At 45.4% G+C, this 21,558-nt stretch carries 18 protein-coding genes and 1 riboswitch; of the genes, 9 read left to right on the plus strand and 9 right to left on the minus strand.

The window, feature by feature from the left end:
* Positions 1-12 precede the first annotated feature (12 nt).
* The gene (gene gyrB / locus AB4307_RS00300) at positions 13-2,430 is read left to right on the plus strand and encodes a DNA topoisomerase (ATP-hydrolyzing) subunit B (RefSeq protein WP_017058811.1); all 2,418 of its coding nucleotides are present in this window, start codon (positions 13-15) and stop codon (positions 2,428-2,430) included.
* A 239-nt stretch (positions 2,431-2,669) separates the two neighbouring features.
* On the opposite strand, the gene AB4307_RS00305 is transcribed toward gyrB, so the two are convergent.
* Complete coding sequence (locus tag AB4307_RS00305; RefSeq protein WP_267869012.1) at positions 2,670-2,792, minus strand: hypothetical protein; 123 nt, start codon at positions 2,790-2,792, stop codon at positions 2,670-2,672.
* Positions 2,793-2,934: 142 nt separating this feature from the next.
* Between AB4307_RS00305 and AB4307_RS00310 the strand changes: the two genes are divergently transcribed.
* The gene (locus tag AB4307_RS00310; RefSeq protein WP_009848140.1) at positions 2,935-3,369 is read left to right on the plus strand and encodes an Hsp20 family protein; all 435 of its coding nucleotides are present in this window, start codon (positions 2,935-2,937) and stop codon (positions 3,367-3,369) included.
* Positions 3,370-3,475: 106 nt separating this feature from the next.
* Here the strand turns inward: AB4307_RS00310 and AB4307_RS00315 are convergent, their stop codons facing one another.
* From AB4307_RS00315 to glyQ, 4 genes are all read right to left on the minus strand, one after another.
* Positions 3,476-4,726, minus strand: a complete 1,251-nt coding sequence (locus AB4307_RS00315) for a valine--pyruvate transaminase (RefSeq protein ID WP_372128774.1) — start codon at positions 4,724-4,726, stop codon at positions 3,476-3,478.
* A 254-nt stretch (positions 4,727-4,980) separates the two neighbouring features.
* A complete protein-coding gene (locus tag AB4307_RS00320; RefSeq protein WP_017058813.1) occupies positions 4,981-7,068 on the minus strand; it encodes an alpha-amylase in 2,088 nt (695 codons plus the stop codon).
* A gap of 202 nt (positions 7,069-7,270) precedes the next feature.
* Entirely contained in the window at positions 7,271-9,337 is a 2,067-nt protein-coding gene (gene glyS, locus AB4307_RS00325; protein ID WP_017058814.1) for a glycine--tRNA ligase subunit beta, read from the minus strand.
* Positions 9,338-9,339: 2 nt separating this feature from the next.
* Positions 9,340-10,254, minus strand: a complete 915-nt coding sequence (glyQ, locus tag AB4307_RS00330) for a glycine--tRNA ligase subunit alpha (RefSeq protein WP_123322752.1) — start codon at positions 10,252-10,254, stop codon at positions 9,340-9,342.
* Positions 10,255-10,464: 210 nt separating this feature from the next.
* A riboswitch (yybP-ykoY riboswitch) is annotated at positions 10,465-10,582 on the plus strand.
* 92 nt (positions 10,583-10,674) lie between these two features.
* On the opposite strand from glyQ, the gene AB4307_RS00335 reads away from it, so the two are divergent.
* Together AB4307_RS00335 and AB4307_RS00340 are read left to right on the plus strand one after the other, a co-directional pair.
* Positions 10,675-11,229 (plus strand): TMEM165/GDT1 family protein, encoded by a 555-nt coding sequence (locus AB4307_RS00335; RefSeq protein WP_017058817.1) that lies wholly within the window; start codon positions 10,675-10,677, stop codon positions 11,227-11,229.
* A 151-nt stretch (positions 11,230-11,380) separates the two neighbouring features.
* On the plus strand, positions 11,381-11,635 hold the full coding sequence (locus tag AB4307_RS00340; RefSeq protein WP_017058818.1) for a hypothetical protein: 255 nt from the start codon (positions 11,381-11,383) through the stop codon (positions 11,633-11,635).
* 83 nt (positions 11,636-11,718) lie between these two features.
* On the opposite strand, the gene tusA is transcribed toward AB4307_RS00340, so the two are convergent.
* Positions 11,719-11,970, minus strand: a complete 252-nt coding sequence (gene tusA / locus AB4307_RS00345) for a sulfurtransferase TusA (RefSeq protein ID WP_004736675.1) — start codon at positions 11,968-11,970, stop codon at positions 11,719-11,721.
* Between the two features lie 149 nt (positions 11,971-12,119).
* On the opposite strand from tusA, the gene AB4307_RS00350 reads away from it, so the two are divergent.
* Both AB4307_RS00350 and AB4307_RS00355 read left to right on the plus strand, forming a co-directional pair.
* The gene (locus tag AB4307_RS00350) at positions 12,120-12,305 is read left to right on the plus strand and encodes a hypothetical protein (protein WP_004736674.1); all 186 of its coding nucleotides are present in this window, start codon (positions 12,120-12,122) and stop codon (positions 12,303-12,305) included.
* Between the two features lie 156 nt (positions 12,306-12,461).
* Positions 12,462-13,403, plus strand: coding sequence for a LysR family transcriptional regulator (locus AB4307_RS00355; protein WP_017058819.1), 942 nt, complete (start codon positions 12,462-12,464; stop codon positions 13,401-13,403).
* Between the two features lie 135 nt (positions 13,404-13,538).
* On the opposite strand, the gene acuI is transcribed toward AB4307_RS00355, so the two are convergent.
* From acuI to fadB, 3 genes are all read right to left on the minus strand, one after another.
* A complete protein-coding gene (gene acuI / locus AB4307_RS00360) occupies positions 13,539-14,519 on the minus strand; it encodes an acrylyl-CoA reductase (NADPH) (protein ID WP_017058820.1) in 981 nt (326 codons plus the stop codon).
* Positions 14,520-14,761: 242 nt separating this feature from the next.
* The gene (gene fadA / locus AB4307_RS00365; protein ID WP_017058821.1) at positions 14,762-15,925 is read right to left on the minus strand and encodes an acetyl-CoA C-acyltransferase FadA; all 1,164 of its coding nucleotides are present in this window, start codon (positions 15,923-15,925) and stop codon (positions 14,762-14,764) included.
* Between the two features lie 26 nt (positions 15,926-15,951).
* Positions 15,952-18,123: a fatty acid oxidation complex subunit alpha FadB gene (gene fadB, locus AB4307_RS00370; protein WP_372128772.1), complete on the minus strand. Its 2,172-nt coding sequence runs from the start codon at positions 18,121-18,123 to the stop codon at positions 15,952-15,954.
* A gap of 227 nt (positions 18,124-18,350) precedes the next feature.
* On the opposite strand from fadB, the gene AB4307_RS00375 reads away from it, so the two are divergent.
* Genes AB4307_RS00375 through hemG form a run of 3 tightly spaced genes read left to right on the plus strand, consistent with a single transcriptional unit; the run spans position 18,351 to position 21,004 of the window.
* On the plus strand, positions 18,351-18,974 hold the full coding sequence (locus AB4307_RS00375; protein ID WP_017058823.1) for a YigZ family protein: 624 nt from the start codon (positions 18,351-18,353) through the stop codon (positions 18,972-18,974).
* A gap of 34 nt (positions 18,975-19,008) precedes the next feature.
* Entirely contained in the window at positions 19,009-20,466 is a 1,458-nt protein-coding gene (locus AB4307_RS00380) for a TrkH family potassium uptake protein (protein WP_008223210.1), read from the plus strand.
* Between the two features lie 10 nt (positions 20,467-20,476).
* On the plus strand, positions 20,477-21,004 hold the full coding sequence (gene hemG, locus AB4307_RS00385; RefSeq protein WP_065584162.1) for a menaquinone-dependent protoporphyrinogen IX dehydrogenase: 528 nt from the start codon (positions 20,477-20,479) through the stop codon (positions 21,002-21,004).
* Positions 21,005-21,558 lie beyond the last annotated feature (554 nt).

Below are 21,558 nucleotides of genomic sequence, written 5' to 3' on the forward strand. Positions count from 1 at the left end.
CAGAGAGTAACTATGTCAGATAATTACGATTCATCGAGTATTAAAGTACTGAAGGGTCTGGATGCGGTACGTAAGCGTCCTGGAATGTACATTGGCGACACGGATGATGGTACCGGTCTGCACCACATGGTTTTTGAGGTGGTAGATAACTCTATTGATGAAGCGCTAGCTGGTCACTGTAATGACATCATTGTAACTATCCATGAAGATAGTTCTGTGTCTGTGAGCGATGACGGCCGTGGTATTCCAACAGAATTGCACCCAGAAGAAAACGTATCTGCAGCCGAAGTAATCATGACGGTTCTTCACGCTGGTGGTAAGTTCGATGATAACTCGTACAAGGTATCTGGTGGTCTGCACGGTGTTGGTGTTTCAGTAGTTAACGCACTTTCTAAGCAAGTTACTCTTACTATCCACCGCGGTGGCAAAATCCACACTCAAACCTACAGCCACGGTGAGCCTCAAGCGCCACTAGCGGTTATCGGTGACACGGATAAAACAGGTACAGAGATTCGTTTCTGGCCGAGTGAAGAAACCTTCACTAACATCGAGTTCCATTACGACATTTTAGCTAAGCGTCTACGTGAGCTATCATTCTTGAACTCAGGTGTATCAATTAAGCTAATTGACGAGCGCGAAGAAGACAAAATGGATCACTTCGAATACGAAGGCGGTATCCAAGCGTTTGTTGAACACCTTAATACTAACAAAACGCCAATCATCCAAAAAATCTTCCACTTTAACTCTGAGCGCGAAGACGGTATTACCGTTGAAGTTGCGATGCAGTGGAATGACGGCTACCAAGAAAACATCTACTGTTTCACCAACAACATCCCTCAACGCGATGGTGGTGCTCACTTAGCAGGTTTCCGTGCGGCGCTAACGCGTACTCTGAACAGCTTCATGGACAAGGAAGGCTTCTCTAAGAAAGCGAAGACTGCGACCTCTGGTGATGATGCTCGTGAAGGTCTGACGGCGATTGTTTCTGTTAAAGTGCCTGATCCTAAGTTCTCAAGCCAAACTAAAGATAAGCTGGTTTCTTCAGAAGTGAAGTCTGCCGTTGAATCTACAATGGGTGAGAAGTTGTCTGAGTTCCTTATTGAGAACCCAGGTGAAGCGAAAACAGTTTGTTCTAAAATTATTGATGCAGCACGTGCTCGTGATGCAGCGCGTAAAGCTCGTGAAATGACTCGTCGTAAAGGCGCATTAGATTTAGCGGGTCTTCCTGGTAAGCTTGCTGACTGTCAGGAAAAAGATCCTGCACTGTCTGAACTATATATTGTGGAAGGAGACTCTGCTGGCGGTTCAGCTAAGCAGGGGCGTAACCGTAAGAACCAAGCAATCCTACCGCTGAAAGGTAAAATCCTTAACGTAGAGAAAGCACGTTTCGATAAAATGCTGTCTTCTCAAGAAGTAGCAACGCTAATCACCGCTCTTGGTTGTGGTATTGGTCGTGACGAATACAACCCAGATAAACTGCGTTACCACAACATCATCATCATGACCGATGCCGATGTCGATGGTTCTCACATCCGTACCCTGCTACTGACGTTCTTCTACCGTCAAATGCCAGAGCTGATTGAACGTGGCTACATCTACATTGCTCAACCGCCACTTTACAAAGTGAAGAAAGGTAAGCAAGAGCAGTACATTAAAGATGAAGATGCGATGAACCAGTATCAAGTATCTTTGGCTTTAGACAACGCAGAACTGCACGTAAACCCTGAAGCGCCAGCATTTGCAGGTGAAGGTTTAGAGAAGCTTGTTCAGCAATACAATGCAGGCATCAAGCTTGTTGATCGTATGAGCCGCCGTTACCCACGCGCATTGGTTCACGAACTGATTTACGTTCCTCGTCTAACGGCCGAGCAGTGTCATGATGACGCGGCAGTTGAAGCTTGGGGTAAGCAGCTTGTTGAACAGCTAAACGCGAAAGAAGTAGGTGCAAGCCAATACAGCCTTGAAGTTGAAAAACACGAAGAGCTAGGCTTAAGCGTTCCTAAGATTGTGGTTCGTACTCATGGTGTGACTCATGAACACCTACTAAGCATCGATCTTATTAACTCTAAAGAGTTTGGTAAGCTAGCGGATCTTTCTGAAGCTCTTGATGGCTTGATTGAAGAAGGCGCTTACATTAAGCGTGGTGAGCGTACTCAAGAAGTTTCTAGCTTCGTTGATGCTCTGAACTGGTTAGTGAAAGAGTCTCGTCGTGGTCTAAGCCTACAGCGATACAAAGGTCTAGGTGAGATGAACCCTGATCAACTTTGGGAAACCACGATGGATCCTGAAACTCGCCGTATGATGCAAGTAACAATTGAAGACGCTGTTGGTGCTGATTTGTTGTTTACGACGCTAATGGGTGACCAAGTTGAACCTCGTCGTAACTTCATCGAAGAGAATGCACTGAAAGTAGCAAACCTAGACGTTTAGTCTCTTTGATACTTCGCTCTTTGGCTTAATTTCTGTGTCAGAGGTGCTCACATACATTCGTATGCTCCGCGCCTCTTCCTTGAACTAAAGCCAAATAGCTTCGTCTCAAAAAACTAAAATCATTTTAAAGCACTATCCTTTGGATGGTGCTTTTTTATGTTTGTAAGATATTGAAAAATATTGAGTTGCAAAAATAATTGAAAATAACCCCTTGAAACTATTTTGCTCAATCCATATATCTATTTGTGAAGAGGATGACTGTCTTGCTCTACAAGAGAAGAAACAGAACCTTCATTACCGCTAACGAAGTATCGCTCAATAGAGGATAACTTTGGCAGCACACAACTTAAAAATTGATTCATTGCCATGTCCCAGCGTTGTCGCCAATAGAGGTGAAACCCGAGGAATGCGAATTGAATCTCTTAGCTGTTTACTGGGTCACACACAGGTTAGATCCAAGTAAAATTCGCAGCTAAGACTATTGCTTACTAAAAGGATAGCATTATGAGAACTGTAGATTTCACTCCACTTTACCGCAACGCAATCGGCTTCGATCGTCTATTCAACATGATGGAAGCGAATACATCGAAGAACTCTTCTGGCGGTTACCCTCCATACAACATCGAGCAAAAAGACGAGAACAACTACCGTATTACTATGGCAGTCGCTGGTTTTGCTGATGATCAATTAGATCTGACTCAGAAAGAGAACATGCTAATTGTGAAAGGTGAGCGTAAAGCAGAAGCAGAGAAAACCTTCGTATACCAAGGTATCGCAGAGCGCGATTTCGAGCGTAAATTCCAACTGGCTGACTACGTAAAAGTGGTAGGTGCAAGCATGGAAAATGGTCTTCTTCACATCGACCTCGAACGCGAAATCCCAGAAGCGATGCAACCACGTAAGATTGCTATCAATGGTAATAGTCTACTAGAAGGTTAATTACTGTTAGCTCCTTAGAGCTAAAAAATATCGGGAAGTAAAAGTGAAAGAGCACCTCATGAGGTGCTCTTTTTGTATTTGGCCTACAGTAAGCTAAAAGCTCTTATTACTGCTCTGAGTAAGCCTTTTTCACTTCATCAGCAATGATCGCAATACCCTTCTGCATTGCTTCATCATCTTGTACGTAGTTCATACGTAGGCACTGATGAGCATGATCCCACTCGTCTTCTTGGCCGATAAAGAAGTATTCACCCGGAACAATCAATACGCCGCGAGCTTTAAGGCGGTCGTACAGTTCCATTGTGGTGATTGGTAGCTCATCAAACCATAACCATAAGAAGATAGCGCCTTCAGGTTTATGGATACGGAAGCGTGGGTCATCGATAGCGTCTTGTAGTAGTTCTACTGCACGTAAAGATTTCTCTTTATAGAAAGGCTTAATCACTTCACTGCTCAAGCGCAGCAGGTCACCGTTCTCAATCATGTGGTTGGCGATAGCGGGCCCAACACTGCTTGGTGCTAAGCTGATGATGCCATTCATGTTGGTTAGTGCTTGGGTTACTTCTTCACTCGCAATCACGATACCGCAACGCACACCCGGCAAACCAAGCTTAGATAAACTCATGCACAGAATCGTATTTTCATTCCAGAACGGTTCGACATCTTCAAAGATGATGTTTGGAAACGGCAGGCCGTAAGCATTGTCGATCAGTAGCGGGATGTTGTTTTCACGCGCGAGCTTGTCCAGTTTACGTACTTCATCGTCGGTCAGTACGTTGCCTGTTGGATTGGTTGGACGAGATGCACAGATAGCCGCGACTGAGTCATCAACCTTTAGTTGTTCAAAATCGACGTGGTATTTGAACTGGCGGTTTTCTAGCAGCTCGATCTCTGGGTGGTAAGAGATAAAGATATCGTCATCAATACCCGCGTCGCCATAGCCGATGTATTCCGGTGCGATAGGCAGTAGGATTTTCTTATGTGAGCCGTCAGGCTGTTGACCTGCTAAAAGGTTGAACAGGTAAAAGAAGCCACTTTGACTGCCGTTAGTCAGGCTGATGTTCTTTTCGCTGATGTCCCAACCATAGGTCTCTTTCAGCATTGCCGCTAACGACTTGATGAAGCTGTCTTTGCCCTGCGGACCATCGTAGTTGGCGAGGGCGGCGATGAGTTCTCCACTGGCGAGCATGTCGGCACTGGCTTGGTTAAAGTAATCGAGCATGGCTGGGATAGCGGCTGGGTTACCACCACCGAGCATGATTGCGCCTGGAGTGCGCAGGCCATCATTTAAATCATCCATTAAACGAGTGATTCCAGAGTATCGATTAAACTTTTCACCAAACTTAGAGAACTGCATTACTAATTTTACCTAATTCATTGTGATTGCTTGTTACGTGTCATTAAGGCAGACCTTATGTCTGCCATCAGTGTATTCCTTGAACATACCGCAATGTTTTTGCGACGCATAGCGCCAAATGCTCTAACACGTAAAAAACTTCTATAAAGTTTGGTTAATGAGTGACAGCTTGCTTATTGAACGTACCTTTAGCGATAAAAAAAGGAGAAGCCTAAGCTTCCCCTTTAGTTTCTGGTGTTTATGTTAATGAAGGTTTAGTTCGAACCGGTATAAACGACTAATACCTTGTCATCTTGGTATTGGCGTTCGAACGCATAGTAGCCCTTGCTGTTACGGATGATGTGCTTACCCTGAGCAACGGCTGGGTGGCGTTGGCGGAATTGGCCAAGCGCTTGCCAGTGTTCTAGCAGCTCTGCACGTTCGCCAGTGATTTGATCCCAAGGCATGTCTGAGCGTGTGCCTTGCATTGGATCAGAACCCGTTGGGCCAAAGTCTCGGGCGATTTCATCGCCGTAATAGATCTGTACCGCACCGGGAGCCAGCATCAACGCGTTTGCAGCTTTGGTTTGTTTTGCAAAGTCACTGCCATGTTGTGTCCAGAATAGCGAGGTGTCGTGAGACGAAAGGTAACTCAGTACGTTGAACTCGCTGTCGTTGTTGATCTTCTCTGCGTATCGAAGGTAATCAGCATCAAGATCGGATAGGCACTTGAGCGCCTTTGGTGCGATATCACTCTGGAATTCAAAGTTGATGATCGAATCAAATCCGTTAGCGAAGTAATCTGATTTGACCACGCTGTGTGCCCATACTTCGCCAGTCATCCAGAAGGGTAAGTCATCCAAGGCCTTGTCTGGGTTGTTCTGTTTCCACTCGGCAAGTGCCTGGTTGGTGCTCTCTTTCAGTTCTGCCCATGCTTCGAGTTCAACGTGTTTAGCGGTATCGACCCTGAAACCATCGACACCATATTCGCGCACCCAATCCGATAACCAAGTGATTAAATGGTTACGAGGTGTTTTGAGTTCATCGGTCGCGCTGGTGGACTTATTGCGATAGAAATTAGGCAGCCCGATTGTCTCTGTCGACTCTGTTTTGAAATCGGGCAGATGCGCCAAAGACATGGTGAGGTTATTGTAGCCCGGAGAGTCATAGGCGCCGATATCGCTGCGTAGCCAAGCTTTGCCCCACCACTTTTCCCACGCTTCTTTGTCGCTGTAAGAGATGTAGTTGTTGAAGTAGTGCCAGTTCTGACCTTTGGCAGGTTGCCAATCTGTCCAGTTTTCGCCAAGTGTTTGCTTGGCTTCTTCGTCAGTTAGGTTGAGCTTACCAAAATCAAACTCTTGCATGTCGGCAAGCGTCGCATAGCCGGTGTGGTTCATTACCACATCCCAAACAACACGAATGCCTTTGCTATGCGCGGTATCGATGAAGGTTTTTAGCTCGTCTTCGGTGCCCATGTTGTCATCGAGCTTGGTCCAATCTTGATGGTAGTAGCCGTGGTAGCCGTAGTGTTTGAAGTCACCTCGATCACCGCCGCCAACCCAGCCGTGGATTTGCTCTAACGGAGACGTTATCCAGATAGCATTAGCACCGAGTGATTCTATGTAATCGAGTTTTTCGGTTAAGCCTGCCAAGTCACCACCGTGGAAGGTGCCGATTTCGTCTTGTCCATCTTGGCTGCGACCGTAACTGTTGTCGTTATCAGGATTACCATTGTGGAAACGGTCAGTCATTACGAAGTAAACCGTGGCGTTATCCCAACTAAAGTCAGCTTTGGTTTCTGGTTCTACTTTCTCAAGCAGCAGAACACCTTGGCTATTTTCTGCTGGCTGCATGGTGACGCTGCCATTCGTTACTGTGACTTGTTTGCCTGAAAGAGCGTCTCTAACCACGGTGCCATCATCAAAGGTTTGAGCAACGTCGATGATGGTTGGTTCGTCACTAGGAACCGGACAAGCAAAGCTTTGTACTTGTTGTTGCTTCGGCTTTATCTGAACGGTCAGTTCATTGGTTTGTGGGTTGAGCATAAACTGATAGGTGTTAGCGCGAAAGATCTTGATATCTAATTCAGACTTCTCGGCGCAGTCGTCTAGGCGAAGGGGTTTATTGAATTTGATGCGGTTTTCTTCAGCCAGCGCATAGTTGGTGCCACAGGTATTTTGAGTATCGCTGATAGAGAAGGTATAGCTACCTTTCGCGAGTTCCTGTTCTGCAATCACGGTGCCTTTACCGGATGATTCGAATACGACAGTGTCGTTATCAATTGTCAGTAATAGGTTGTTGTCACTGGTTTGGCTGCATGCGCTGAGTGCGAGTATTGAAAGCGCGAGTACTGTTTTTTTCATTGTTCCCTTCCCCTGAATAAACAGGTCAGTTATAGCAAACAATGCCCTCTACAGTCTGAGTGCTGTTTCATTCAGTTAATCAATAAGACCTCTACAAACAAATGCTTGGTTCACAAAAACAAAAAGGGAAGCTTTCGCTTCCCTTTGGGTGTTTACCGTTAATTACTCAGAGTATGACTTAGAGTAATTGTCTCACTTGTGCTTATTTTTGCAGTAGAGAGATGTCAGCAATCTGTAGGAACAGGTTACGTAGGTTGTTCAGTAGCGTTAGACGGTTCTTCTTAAGCGCTTCGTCATCAGCCATAACCATTACGTTATCGAAGAATGCATCAACTGGTTCACGTAGATCAGCAAGCTTGCTTAGGGCTTCTTGGTAGTTACCTGTTGCGAATGCTGGTTCTAGTGCTTCCGTCATTACTTCAACGTTTTCAGCCAGTGCTTTCTCTGCGTCTTCTTGAAGAAGCGTTAGGTCGATTTCAGCTGGTAGCTCGCCATCGAATTTCGCAAGGATATTACCTACACGCTTGTTCGCTGCTGCTAGTGCTTCTGCTGCTTCCAGTTCACGGAAGTGAGAAACCGCTTTAACACGTTGGTCAAAGTCAGCAGGCTTAGTTGGACGACGTGCTAGTACCGCTTGGATGATATCAACGCTGAAACCAGCATCTTGGTACCATGCGCGGAAACGACCTAGCATGAAGTCGATAACGTCAGCTTCTACGTTTTTGTTAGTCAGCTTGTCGCCTAGTAGCTCTTTCGCTTTGCCGATCAGATCGGTTAGGTCTAGGTTGTAGCCGTTTTCAACGATGATACGTAGCACACCTAGAGACGCACGACGAAGTGCAAATGGGTCAGAACCTTTTGGTGCTTGGCCAATACCGAAGATACCTACGATAGTGTCTAGCTTGTCTGCCATTGCTACTGCTGAAGAGATACCAGTGCTTGGTAGATCGTCACCCGCGAAACGAGGCATGTATTGCTCGTAAAGTGCCAGTGCAACTTGCTCGTCTTCACCGTCGTGAGTCGCGTAGTGCATGCCCATCACACCTTGAGTATCCGTAAATTCGAATACCATAGAGGTCATTAGGTCACACTTAGCCAGTAGGCCAGCACGTTTAGACTTTTCAACGTCAGCATCGATTTGCTCAGCAATGTAGCCTGCAAGCTCTGTGATGCGGTCTGTTTTGTCTTTGATAGTACCCAATTGCTTCTGGAAGATAGCCTGGTCTAGTTCAGCAAGACGGTCGATAAGCGGGCGCTTACGGTCTGTGTTGAAGAAGAATTCAGCATCAGCAAGACGTGGGCGTACCACTTTCTCGTTACCTTCGATAACGTGACGAGGCTCTTTAGACTCGATGTTCGATACGAAGATGAAGTTCGGTAGTAGCTTCTTGTTGTCATCGTAAACAGGGAAGTACTTTTGGTCACCCTTCATGGTGTAAACCAAAGCTTCAGAAGGGACTTTTAGGAACTCTTCTTCAAACTTCGCTGTCAGTACTACTGGCCATTCAACCAGAGACGTTACTTCTTCAACAAGGTCATCTTCTAGGTCAGCTGTACCGCCAACCGCAGCTGCCGCTTTTTGCGAATCAGCAAGGATGATCGCTTTACGCGCTTCGTAATCTGCCATTACTTTACCGCGCTCTTCTAGGATCGCAGGGTATTGGTCAGCAGAGTCGATTGTGAACTCTTGTTCGCCCATGAAACGGTGGCCACGGATAGTACGAGCAGATGCTACGCCTAGGATTTCGCCTTCAACAAGCTCATCACCTAGTAGTACTGTCAGTGTTTTTACTGGACGGATAAATTGAATGTCTGAGTTACCCCAGCGCATTGCTTTAGGAATTGGTAGGCCAGCCAGTGCTTTCGCAGCAATGTCCATCACCAATTCTTGAACTGGTTTGCCAGCTACTTCTTGTTTGAAAAGAAGCCACTCGCCTTTGTCTGTTTTCAGACGGTCAGCTTGCTCAACAGTAATACCGTTACCACGAGCCCAACCTTGTGCCGCTTTGGTCGCGTTGCCTTCAGCATCGAACGCCACAGAAACAGCAGGGCCACGTTTCTCAACCACTTTGTCTGCTTGGCCTTCAGCCAGTGCAGTTACTTTAAGTGCTAGACGACGAGGTGCTGCGTACCACTTGATGCCTTCGTGAGAAAGCTCAGCCGTTTTAAGACCTGCTTCAAAGTTAGAAGCAAAGGCTTCTGCTAGAGAACGAAGTGCTGTTGGTGGAAGCTCTTCCGTACCCAGTTCAATTAGAAAATTCTTCGCCATGATTATTTGTCCTTCTTACACATTGGGAAGCCAAGCGCTTCACGTGACGCGTAGTACGCCTCAGCAACTGATTTAGTCAGGTTGCGGATACGAAGGATGTAACGTTGACGCTCTGTTACAGAGATAGCTTTGCGCGCATCAAGGATGTTGAATGCGTGACCTGCTTTTAGAATGCGCTCGTAAGCTGGAAGCGGAAGTGGCTTCTCAAGCTCAAGTAGCTCTTTACACTCTTTCTCGCACTGATCGAAGAAAGTGAATAAGAAATCTACGTCTGCGTACTCGAAGTTGTAGGTTGATTGCTCAACTTCGTTTTGGTGGAAGATGTCACCGTAAGTCACGTTAGAACCGTCTGGTGCTACGTTCCATACTAGGTCGTAAACAGAATCTACTTCCTGGATGTACATTGCTAGACGCTCGATACCGTAAGTGATCTCACCTGTTACAGGTTTACACTCAAGGCCGCCAACCTGTTGGAAGTAAGTAAACTGTGTTACTTCCATGCCGTTTAGCCATACTTCCCAACCAAGGCCCCATGCGCCTAGTGTTGGGTTTTCCCAGTTATCTTCAACGAAGCGAATGTCGTGAACAAGTGGGTCAACACCAAGAACCTCTAGGGAGCCTAGGTACAACTCTTGGATATTGTCTGGCGATGGTTTTAGCGCTACTTGGAATTGGTAGTAGTGCTGCAGACGGTTCGGGTTTTCACCGTAACGGCCATCGGTCGGACGACGAGAAGGTTGAACGTAAGCTGTAGACATTGGCTCTGGGCCAAGTGCTCGTAGACATGTCATTGGGTGAGAGGTGCCTGCACCTACTTCCATATCTAGAGGTTGAACAATGGTACAACCGTTTTGAGCCCAGTAATCCTGCAGCGCGAGGATCATTCCCTGGAAGGTTTTGATATCGTATTTTTGCATAGTCAGGTTCGCGCGATTCTTTTAAATGAATGAGAAAAATAACCTCTGAGTATACCGAGATATTCGTAAAGCGAGTAGGGGTAATCTTGTTTAATTAGTGGTCTAAAATGTCGTTTAGTGGATTTTTGTGCCTTTAATGTTTGTTTTTCGGCACAAGTGGATATTTTGATAACTTTGACACTTGTGTTTGAAAGCATGGGCTATTAAAATCTCGCGGTCTTTGGGGAGTAGCTTACTTATTCATATCCTATTGAATGAGTTCGTTCGTCAACATAATTGATGCAAAATCATCATGGCGTTCGAGGCAACCACCACCTTGGTGGTGCTTAGCAAGACCATAGACAAGCATCGTGAACCGGGATGGGGCGCGAGGTTTGTCTTTGGTTAAATATAATAATCCCCATCCCAAATGAGCATGTCGTGAGCGTTTTAGCAATTTCAATTACAACTGTCGCCTTAGCCGAGATCGGTGATAAGACTCAGTTGCTATCTCTTTTATTAGCCAGTCGATATCGCAAGCCGATACCTATCATCGCAGCTATCTTCTTTGCCACCATTGCCAATCATGCCCTTGCAGCATGGCTCGGGGTCGTGGTTGCTGATTATCTTTCACCTGAAGTATTAAAGTGGGTGCTGGTGGTCAGTTTCATTGCGATGGCTGGCTGGATTTTGATTCCCGATAAGTTAGATGACGATGAACAGATCTCAAACCGAGGACCGTTTGTCGCCAGTTTTATCGCTTTCTTTATTGCTGAGATCGGCGATAAAACCCAAATTGCGACCTCTATCCTAGGGGCTCAATATGCGGATGCATTAGCGTGGGTGATTCTGGGTACAACCATTGGTATGTTGCTGGCAAATGTGCCTGTGGTGATCATCGGTAAGCTCTCTGCTGATAAGATGCCTCTTGATCTGATTCGTAAGATCACAGCCTTGCTATTCGTGGGTTTAGCTATCGCTGCTGCTTTCTATTAACAGGTGGTATTGAGTCTTATTATACTCAATCAGTAGAGTAATGTGTTGTAGGTCATACTCTTACAGTATTGTGGGGTTTATCGAGCGAATGGACATATAACTGTCATACTTGTCATGATATTTTAATCTTGTGAGTTAAGAACACGAGGGCATGATTATGTTGACGCGTTATATGGGTATTACTCCACAAAGCCAAAGTTATCTATTTACTTTTGGTCTTGCACTTACACTGTTAGGCATGGTGTTGACGGACATGTGGCTGCCAATGGTCGCGGGTGCCATCATCATGACTGCACTTGCGGTAGAGGCTTGGATTCGGGTCGCGCATATTATTCCGATGCGTAAAGATATCCGAGAAATTCAGCATCAGCTGGAGCATCTGCAAAACAAATCTAGAAGCGAATAAATAAAAAGCCGCTCGTACTCTGAGTTCTGTTTAAGAACATAAGGTACGAGCGGCTTTTTTGATACTTGATAGTCGGTGGGGCGTTACGCCTCCAATCCCTTTCTGATCAAATACTGGTAAGGCAACGTTTCTGTTGCTTGGCCTACCAACTGGTGATCCATGAATCGACAAAAGCTCGGAATATCTCGAGTTGTCGAAGGATCGTCAGCTTTTACCAGTAACACATCGCCATCCTGCATGTTTCTAATTGTCTTCCTGACCATCATTACTGGTTCCGGGCAACGCAGGCCTTCAGCTTCTAAAGTATGGGTTGCCAGTTCAGGTTTGAATGTCATGGTTTGTATCTCTATATCTATCTAACGAGTGAATAATACGTCTGCAGAAAAAATATGCAATAAGTGCTTGGCAAACAGAATCATTTCCTATAAATTAGTTAACAAGTTGATAACAATTTGAAGCAAAGGCAACTAGCTAAGGAGTGGCGATGTTGACAGGATTAGATAGATTAACAATTTATTCGGTTCTCTGTTTTATTTCTTTTTGTGCGTTAGTACTACGCTCATCGACAGAGACCTCACTGATGCCTATTTTTGGCATAGTAGCAACGATTATTGGTATTTGGGTAGAGATGCGCCGTTGGCAAGGCATAGCCGAAGAGCAAGAGCACTAACCCGAATACAGCAAGCGAATTCCGATACGACAACATTCCGACACTATCCCCCAATTTTCTTGGGCTTCCCCGCGTAATTGCGGGATTTTTTTTATCTAAAGCATGCTATAAACAACTTAGTGACTAATGGCAATCGTATACAGCTAGGTAAGTGGCGTGGAATTAGAAGACATCTATCGTAGAGACCTTAATTTATTGGTCGCTTTAAAGGTATTGATTGAAGAGGGCAGCGTAAGCCAGGCCGCGCTTCGTCTTAACTTAAGCCAATCCGCAACCAGTCGAGTATTAGGGCGTTTAAGAGAATTACTAAACGATCCGTTGTTTACACGTCAAGGTCAGCACCTTATTCCTACCAAGAAAGCACTCGAGATCAGTCAGCGTATTGATCAGCCTTTGGAGTCTTTTCGCCAATTGCTGAGTCCGAGTGACTTTGACCCTTACTATTGCAGCGAACGTTTTCTGATCGCTACCACCGATTATGCGATGCAAACCATCTTGCCTTATGCGTTGCCTAAGATTTATGAACAAGCACCCAATATCTCTTTGGAGTTTGCTCCGTTGCAGCATGAGCATTTGTTTAAACAGCTCAGCACCGAACGCGTTGATATGGCGATCTGTCGTCCGAGTGGCAGCATTGCACCACTTCATCAAGAAGTCTTGGGGCCGGTTGGTGTATCGTGTCTGTTATCTAAAAACCATCCATTAGCCGATCAACCTTTAAGCCTTGCAGACTATGTTTCACTCCCACATGCGATGATTGCGATCAGTGATGGTGTTAAGGCTTTATTGGACAACGCTTTAGCTAATCAACAACCCAGAAAAATGGTACTGCGTGCTTATCACCTTGAAGCGGCATTGGCGATTGTCGATAGAATGCCGTTGGTGATTACTGTGCCTGCTGATTTGGCTTATTTGGTAGCAGAGCGTTATGACTTGGTTGTTAAGCCATTACCATTTGAATTTATGCCGTTTGATTACTCACTGATCTGGCACTCGCGTTGCGATTCTTCTGCTTCACAACAATGGTTAAGAAGAGTGGTAAAAGAAGAGTGTGGTGAGTTGATTCAAAAACGGATTGCGGATGTCGGTTTGGGTTAACCGGATCTGAGTCTGAGTTCACTTGACCCGAATGACAAAAACGCAAAAGGGCTGATAAAAATCAGCCCTTTGTTGTTTTGGGTTATCCAAGCCTAAAGCTGTTGCTTAAGGTTTGATAATTTTATGTTTGAGAGCCTATAGTTTAATGACTACGCGACCAGTGATTTGACCGTTAGTGATGTCTTCTGCTGCTTGAATTGCACCGTCTAAAGACACTTCTTTGGTTGCTTGAGCGTAGAAAGATTCTGGTAGTAGCTCAGCCAGTTGTTCCCACGCTTTAATACGTTTTTCACGAGGGCACATTACAGAATCAACACCTTGTAGGCGAACGTTACGCAGAATGAATGGCATTACCGTGGTTGGTAAGTCAAAACCGCCTGCTAGACCACACATCGCAACCGCACCGTTGTAATCAATTTGCGCCAATACTTTCGCAAGCACTTTGCTGCCTACCGTATCGATAGCGCCAGCCCACAGTTGTTTTTCTAGTGGCTTAGCTGGTTCTTCTAGTTCAGCACGCTCTACAATACGTGTCGCGCCTAGTGATTTAAGTAGTTCACCGTTTACAGAAGCACGGCCAGTCACTGCTGCCACTTTGTAGCCCAGTTGGTTTAGTAGAGTGATAGATACGCTACCTACACCGCCACTTGCGCCGGTAACTAGGATTTCACCGTCTTCAGGCTTGATGCCAGCATCGACAATAGCTTGAACACAAAGCATTGCTGTGAAGCCTGCTGTACCAATCGCCATTACTTTCTTAGCGTCTAGACCTTTAGGCATCGGCACTAACCAGTCACCGTTTAGGCTTGCTTTCTCAGCCATGCCGCCCCAGTGACCTTCACCAACACCCCAACCAGTTAGAACCACTTCGTCGCCTGCTTTGTAGCGAGGGTCATCAGATTGTGAAACCACACCAGAAAGGTCGATACCAGGAACCATAGGGAAGTTGCGAACAATGCGCCCTTTACCTGTAATCGCCAAACCATCTTTGTAGTTCAAAGAAGAGTAGCTAACATCAATCTTCACGTTACCTTCTGGTAATTGAGATTCTTCAATTTGAGAAACTGACGCGATAGTTTTTTTGTCTTCTTGGTTTAGTACAAGTGCTTTAAACATGATCTGCTCCGTGGAGGAATATTAGGAAACTGAAGTAACTTTAGTTGAATCATCCGAGAAAAAATAATGAAACATCAACATTGAATATATGCGTTTTGTGCATAGATGTCAGGGTTGGTTTTTCTCTCGTTGAGTTCGCTGAACACAATCGATGCATTGTTGGATGCCAAGCAATAAAAAGTGCAGCTATATAAATATAGCTGCACAAAAGATTACCCTTCAAGTATTACCGTCAGTGATCGCTATGGGCGTTCAAATACCGTTGCAATACCTTGGCCTAAACCAATACACATGGTCGCTAAGCCGTATTTCACATCTTGTGCTTCCATCAGGTTGATTAGGGTCGTCGAGATACGAGAACCAGAACAGCCTAGTGGGTGACCAAGAGCAATCGCACCGCCGTTAAGGTTTACTTTCTCATCAACCACATCCAGTAGACCTAGGTCTTTCGCACATGGAAGAGATTGAGCGGCAAACGCTTCGTTGAGCTCAATTACACCCATATCTTCAATGGTTAGGCCCGCACGTTTTAGTGCTTTTTGGGTTGCTGGTACTGGGCCGTAACCCATGATTGAAGGATCACAGCCTGCGATAGCCATCGACTTCACGCGAGCACGAATCTTAAGGCCAAGTGCGTTGGCTTTCTCTTCGCTCATGATAAGCATTGCAGAAGCACCATCAGACAATGCTGATGAAGTACCTGCTGTTACCGTACCGTTTGCTGGGTCAAATACAGGACGCAGTTGGGATAGGCCTTCAACCGTGGTTTCAGGACGAATCACTTCGTCGTAGTCTAGGGTAAATAGAGAACCATCTGCTGCGTGAGCTTCGGTTGGCAGGATTTCATTTTTGAAACGACCTTCAACTGTTGCTGCTTGAGCGCGAGCATGTGAGCGTGCTGCGAATGCATCTTGGTCTTCACGGCTAATACCGTGCATTTTACCTAGCATCTCAGCGGTTAGGCCCATCATACCGGCAGCTTTCGCTACGTGTTTCGACATGCCAGGGTGAAAATCAACACCGTGGTTCATTGGTACGTGGCCCATGTGCTCCACACCACCGATCAGGCAGATTTCAGCATCACCAACCATGATAGAGCGAGTTGCATCATGCAGAGCTTGCATAGATGAACCACATAAACGGTTGACCGTCACCGCACCAATCTCAATCGGTAGACCAGCAAGCAAGGCAGCGTTACGTGCAACGTTGAAGCCTTGCTCTAGCGTTTGTTGTACACAACCCCAGTAAATATCTTCAATTTCGACAGGGTTTACTTCTGGGTTGCGCTCTAAAATGCCTTTCATCAAATGTGCCGACAGATCTTCAGCACGAGTGTGACGGAAAGCTCCACCTTTGGAACGTCCCATTGGGGTACGAAGGCAATCAACAACAACTACATTTTTCATTTTGCTATTCCTTTTCCAAATGTGGGTTACAGAGAACTGGCTTGTTGGCTGTCGTAAAAGCTTTCGCCCTTCGCTGCCATATCAAGCAATAGCTGAGGTACTTGGTACATTGCACCTAAGTCTTGGTAGCCTTTCGCCATTTCAACGAAGTTACCAATGCCCACACTGTCTAAGTAGCGGAATACGCCGCCTCTGAATGGAGGGAAGCCTAAACCGTAAACCAGTGCCATATCCGCTTCTTGCGGTGTCGCGATAATGCCTTCTTCTAGACAAAGCACCACTTCGTTGATCATTGGAATCATCACGCGCTGGATAATTGTTTGGTCATCAAAGTCTTGCGGTTGTTGGCATACGTCAGCCAAGATAGGAAGAATCTCTTCAGAGAAGGTTTTCTTAGGACGACCGCGTTTGTCTACGCTGTATGTGTAGAAACCGCTGCCGTTCTTCTGGCCGTATTTTTCAGCAACGTAAAGTGCATCAATCGCATCACGACCTTCTTTGCCCATACGCTCTGGGAAACCTTGCGCCATCACAGCTTGTGCGTGGTGTGCAGTGTCTAGGCCTACAACGTCTAGTAAGTAAGCCGGGCCCATTGGCCAACCGAACTTGCGCTCCATCACTTTATCGATCTTAGTGAAATCAGCACCGTCGCGTAGCAACATGCTGAAACCGCCAAAGTAAGGGAAAAGTACACGGTTAACGAAGAAGCCTGGGCAGTCGTTAACAACGATTGGGGATTTACCCATCTTCGCTGCGTAAGCAACCACGCGATTGATGGTCTCTTCTGAAGTTTGTTCACCACGGATGATCTCAACCAAAGGCATGCGATGCACAGGGTTAAAGAAGTGCATGCCACAGAAGTTTTCTGGGCGCTTCAGTGATTTCGCTAGCAGGTTGATCGGAATTGTAGAGGTGTTTGATGTTAGAACCGTGTCTTCACCAACCAAACCTTCCACTTCGCTCAGTACTGCTGCTTTTACTTTCGGGTTTTCTACTACTGCTTCAACAATCACATCCGACTGTTCTACACCCGCGTAATGCAGGCTTGGAGTAATAGAAGACAGAATACCTGCCATCTTGAATCCATCTAAGCGACCGCGTGATAAGCGTTTATTCAACAGCTTAGATGCTTCGTTCATACCTAGATCAAGCGATGCTTGTGCGATGTCTTTCATCATCACTGGCACGCCTTTTAGAGCTGATTGGTAAGCAATACCGCCGCCCATGATACCTGCACCAAGTACGGCTGCACGCTCAGTTGCTTTGTTTGCTGACTTACCCGCTTGTTTCGCTAAGCCTTTGATGTACTGGTCATTCAGGAATAAGCCAACTAATGCTTTTGCTTCTTCCGATTTCGCTAGCTTAACGAAGTGCTTACGTTCGATGTCGAGTGCTGCATCGCGATTGCTGCGTGCTGCTTCTTCAATCGCAATCACAGAAGTAATCGGAGCTGGGTAGTGAGGCCCTGCTTTTTGAGCAACTAAGCCCTTCGCCATGGTAAAGCTCATCATCGCTTCGAGTTTGCTTAGTGAAAGCGCTGATGTCTTTTGTTTACGGCGTAGCTGCCAGTCTAATTTTTCATTAGCAGCCAGAGAAACGGTATTGATTGCCGATTCTAGTAACTGGTCTGTTTCAACAATCGCATCTAACAAGCCAACTTTAAGCGCTTCATCTGCACGGCATGCTTTGCCTTGCGTGATAATTTCCATTGCGCTGTCAGCACCGATAACACGAGGTAGGCGTACACAACCACCAAAACCAGGCATGATGCCAAGTTTGGTTTCAGGTAGGCCAATGCTGGTGGTCTTGTCACCGATACGGAAATCGGTAGCGAGTACACATTCACAGCCGCCGCCAAGGGCATGGCCACGCATCATTGAAAGAGTTGGGACAGGAAGGTCTTCGAGCTTGCTGAAGATTGAATTAGCGAATCTTAACCATTCATCAAGTTCTGCTTCTGGCTTAGCAAATAGGCCAAGAAATTCAGTGATGTCTGCGCCTACAATGAACGCGTCTTTGTTTGAAGTTAAGATTAAACCACGTAATCCTGCGTGAGCATTAAGAGCATCTAACGCTTTATCTAGTGATTCTAAAGTAGCAAGGTCGAGTTTGTTTACAGAGGCTGGTGCACAGAAGCTTAATTCCGCAATACCATCTTGTAATTCCTTTACCTGTAGGGTGTTAGCTTGGTAAATCATTGTCTATCTCCATGACATACAATCCACGATTGTTTGAGAGAATCTTGTTATCTTTCTATTATTGTAGAATACCTGGTAAGACCAGTTATCTTAGTCTGTACCTCTGCTTGATTAATTTCAATACATTTTTTAAACAATTGTTTAACATTGTGCGATAGCACAGATCCTCTAACCCTTATTATTCACGCGTGATACACTTCGTCGCTCTTATTAACTAAGTTAACGATATGAATGAACAGCCTTATTTAATACCTTCTGCGTCGGCTCTGTTTGAAGAAGAGATAAAAAAGAGCGTCTTTATTACGCATCTTGCTCATACTCCAAGTGTTGAAGCTGCAAAACAGTTCGTAGAACAGGTGAAAAAAGAGCATTCTTCAGCACGACATAACTGTTGGGGTTTTGTTGCTGGTCGACCTGAAGACTCAATGCTTTGGGGTTTCAGTGATGATGGTGAACCCTCGGGTACAGCGGGTAAGCCTATCTTGGCGCAACTATCGGGCTCTGGTGTCGGTGAATTAACGGCTGTTGTGACGCGCTACTCTGGCGGAATTAAGCTTGGAACCGGCGGTTTGGTTAAGGCTTACGGCGGTGGCGTACAACAAGCTCTCAAGCTGCTTCAAACTATCGAGAAAAAAATAACCACAAAATTACGGCTAGAGTTAGACTATGGCTTTGTGCCGATCGCACAATCCATCATGGCTCAGCATCAGGCTGTTGAGGTCCAAGCGGATTATGGTGTTCAAGTTGAGCTTATTATTGAAATAGAGCTCCTTCAGGTAGATTCGTTTACCCAAACCATGATCAATAAAAGCGGTGCTAAGGCACTGGTAACGAAAGTCAAAGACAACTAGGAAGTGTGAAGCATTTCGCTTCGTTCAATAGCTCATGCAATTTCGCTCAATTATTCGAATCGTCGGATTATTATTAGCACTTTTTAGTGTATCAATGCTTGCTCCTGCGCTCGTCGCACTGATCTATCGAGATGGTGCGGGTGTGCCATTTGTGACGACCTTCTTCGTTCTCTTATTCTGTGGAGCAACTTGCTGGTTTCCAAACCGACGTTATAAGCATGAATTGAAAGCGCGTGATGGCTTTTTGATTGTTGTTCTGTTTTGGACGGTAATCGGTAGTGCGGGTGCGCTGCCGTTTTTGATCGCCGATAACCCCAATGTGTCGGTAACCGATGCTTTCTTCGAATCCTTCTCTGCATTAACTACGACAGGTGCGACCGTAATTGTCGGCCTCGATGATCTGCCTAAGGCGATTCTTTTTTATCGTCAGTTCCTACAATGGTTTGGTGGTATGGGTATCATCGTATTAGCGGTAGCTATCCTCCCTGTTCTGGGTATCGGTGGTATGCAGTTATATCGTGCTGAAATCCCGGGTCCAGTAAAAGATAGCAAGATGACTCCGCGTATTGCTGAAACGGCAAAAGCGCTTTGGTACATCTACCTGAGCTTAACCATTGCTTGTGCAGTGGCGTTTTGGCTTGCTGGGATGAGCTTCTTTGATGCCATCAGTCATAGCTTCTCTACTATTGCGATTGGTGGCTTCTCGACTCACGATGCGAGCATGGGGTATTTCAATAGCCCTGCGATCAACATGATTACAGTTGTGTTCCTTCTTATATCCGCATGTAACTATTCGCTTCACTTTGCTGCATTTGCTTCAGGTGGTGTGCATCCTAAGTATTATTGGAAAGATCCTGAGTTCCGCGCCTTTATCTTTATTCAGGCAGTACTGTTCTTGGTTTGTTTCTTATTACTGCTCAATCATCACTCTTATGATTCGTACTACGATGCTTTCGACCAAGCCTTGTTCCAAACCGTGTCTATCTCTACGACCGCGGGTTTTACAACGACGGGTTTCTCAGAGTGGCCATTGTTCTTACCCGTACTGCTTTTGTTCTCTTCTTTTATAGGGGGATGTGCAGGTTCTACGGGTGGTGGTATGAAAGTGATTCGAATCTTACTACTTACTCTGCAAGGTGCTCGTGAAATGAAGCGTCTTGTTCACCCACGGGCTGTCTATACCATCAAGGTTGGCGGTTCTGCACTACCACAACGTGTTGTAGATGCGGTCTGGGGCTTCTTCTCTGCATACGCATTAGTGTTTGTGGTTTGTATGCTGGCTCTTATTGCAACTGGTATGGACGAGTTGAGTGCTTTCTCTGCGGTAGCGGCGACATTAAATAACCTTGGCCCGGGCCTTGGTGAAGTCGCGGTGCACTTTGGCGATGTGAACGACAAAGCAAAATGGGTACTTATCGTATCTATGCTGTTTGGCCGATTAGAAATCTTCACCTTATTAATCTTATTGACCCCTACGTTTTGGCGTAGCTAAGGACAACATTGTGGCAAAAGCTCTATTTTTGTATTCAAGCCGTGAAGGGCAGACCAAGAAAATCTTGAACTATATAAAAGAAGAAATGAGTGAGTTCGAATGTGAGCTTCAAGATCTGCACACTATTGGCAAGGTGGACTTTGCTCAGTACGACAGAGTGTTGATTGGCGCATCGATTCGTTATGGCCACCTTAATAAGAAGCTATATCAATTTATTGATGCCAACCTTACTCAGTTGCAATCAAGCAAGGTTGCGTTCTTCTGTGTTAACTTAACGGCGCGTAAAGAAGACCAAGGCAAAGATACACCAGAAGGCAGTGCGTATATTAAGAAGTTCCTTACCAAGTCTCCATGGCAGCCGACTTTAATCGGTGTATTTGCAGGTGCCCTCTATTACCCACGTTATAACTGGTTCGATAGAACCATGATCCGCTTTATTATGAATATGACAGGTGGTGAAACGGATACAACGAAGGAAGTTGAGTACACAAACTGGGAAAAAGTCTCTTTGTTCACTGAAAAACTGAAGAATATGTAAGATAAAAGCCTACTTTTGAGGCGTTTTGAGTTCTTTTTAATCGAACGAATAAAAAAACGAAAAAAACTTAAAAAAGGGCTTGCCAGTGTGATCGAAATCTCTATAATGCCACCTCGCTGACACGGGATGGCTTCTTAGGAAACCAGAACGAATCAGCAAGCCAAATTAGCCAAGCCAAGCGCTTGAAAAAAGTTTTGAAAATAGTGGTTGACACTAAAACTTAAATCGCTAAAATGGCCGTCCGATTTGAGCGAAGCTCAAAAAGGAAAAGCTCTTTAACAATTTAAACCTATCAATCTGTGTGGGCACTCGTTGATGAATATCAAAACGTTTTATCGTTAGATAAAACAGATTCTTCGGAATCAAAATTGATTTCAATGAACTGAGTGACCAATACGTTTAACTACTTGTAGTTATTCGGCACAGTCAATTCATTACCATTCTGTTGGAATGGTAATAGCTTTAGAATTACTTTTTGTAGTTTTGAAGTCAGTATTCGTTGAGTCACACCTATTAATTTAGGTAATCAAAACTTTAAATTGAAGAGTTTGATC

It is taken from the genome of Vibrio sp. 10N.261.52.C2, assembly GCF_041471425.1.
In the GTDB taxonomy this organism is placed as follows: domain Bacteria; phylum Pseudomonadota; class Gammaproteobacteria; order Enterobacterales; family Vibrionaceae; genus Vibrio; species Vibrio crassostreae_C.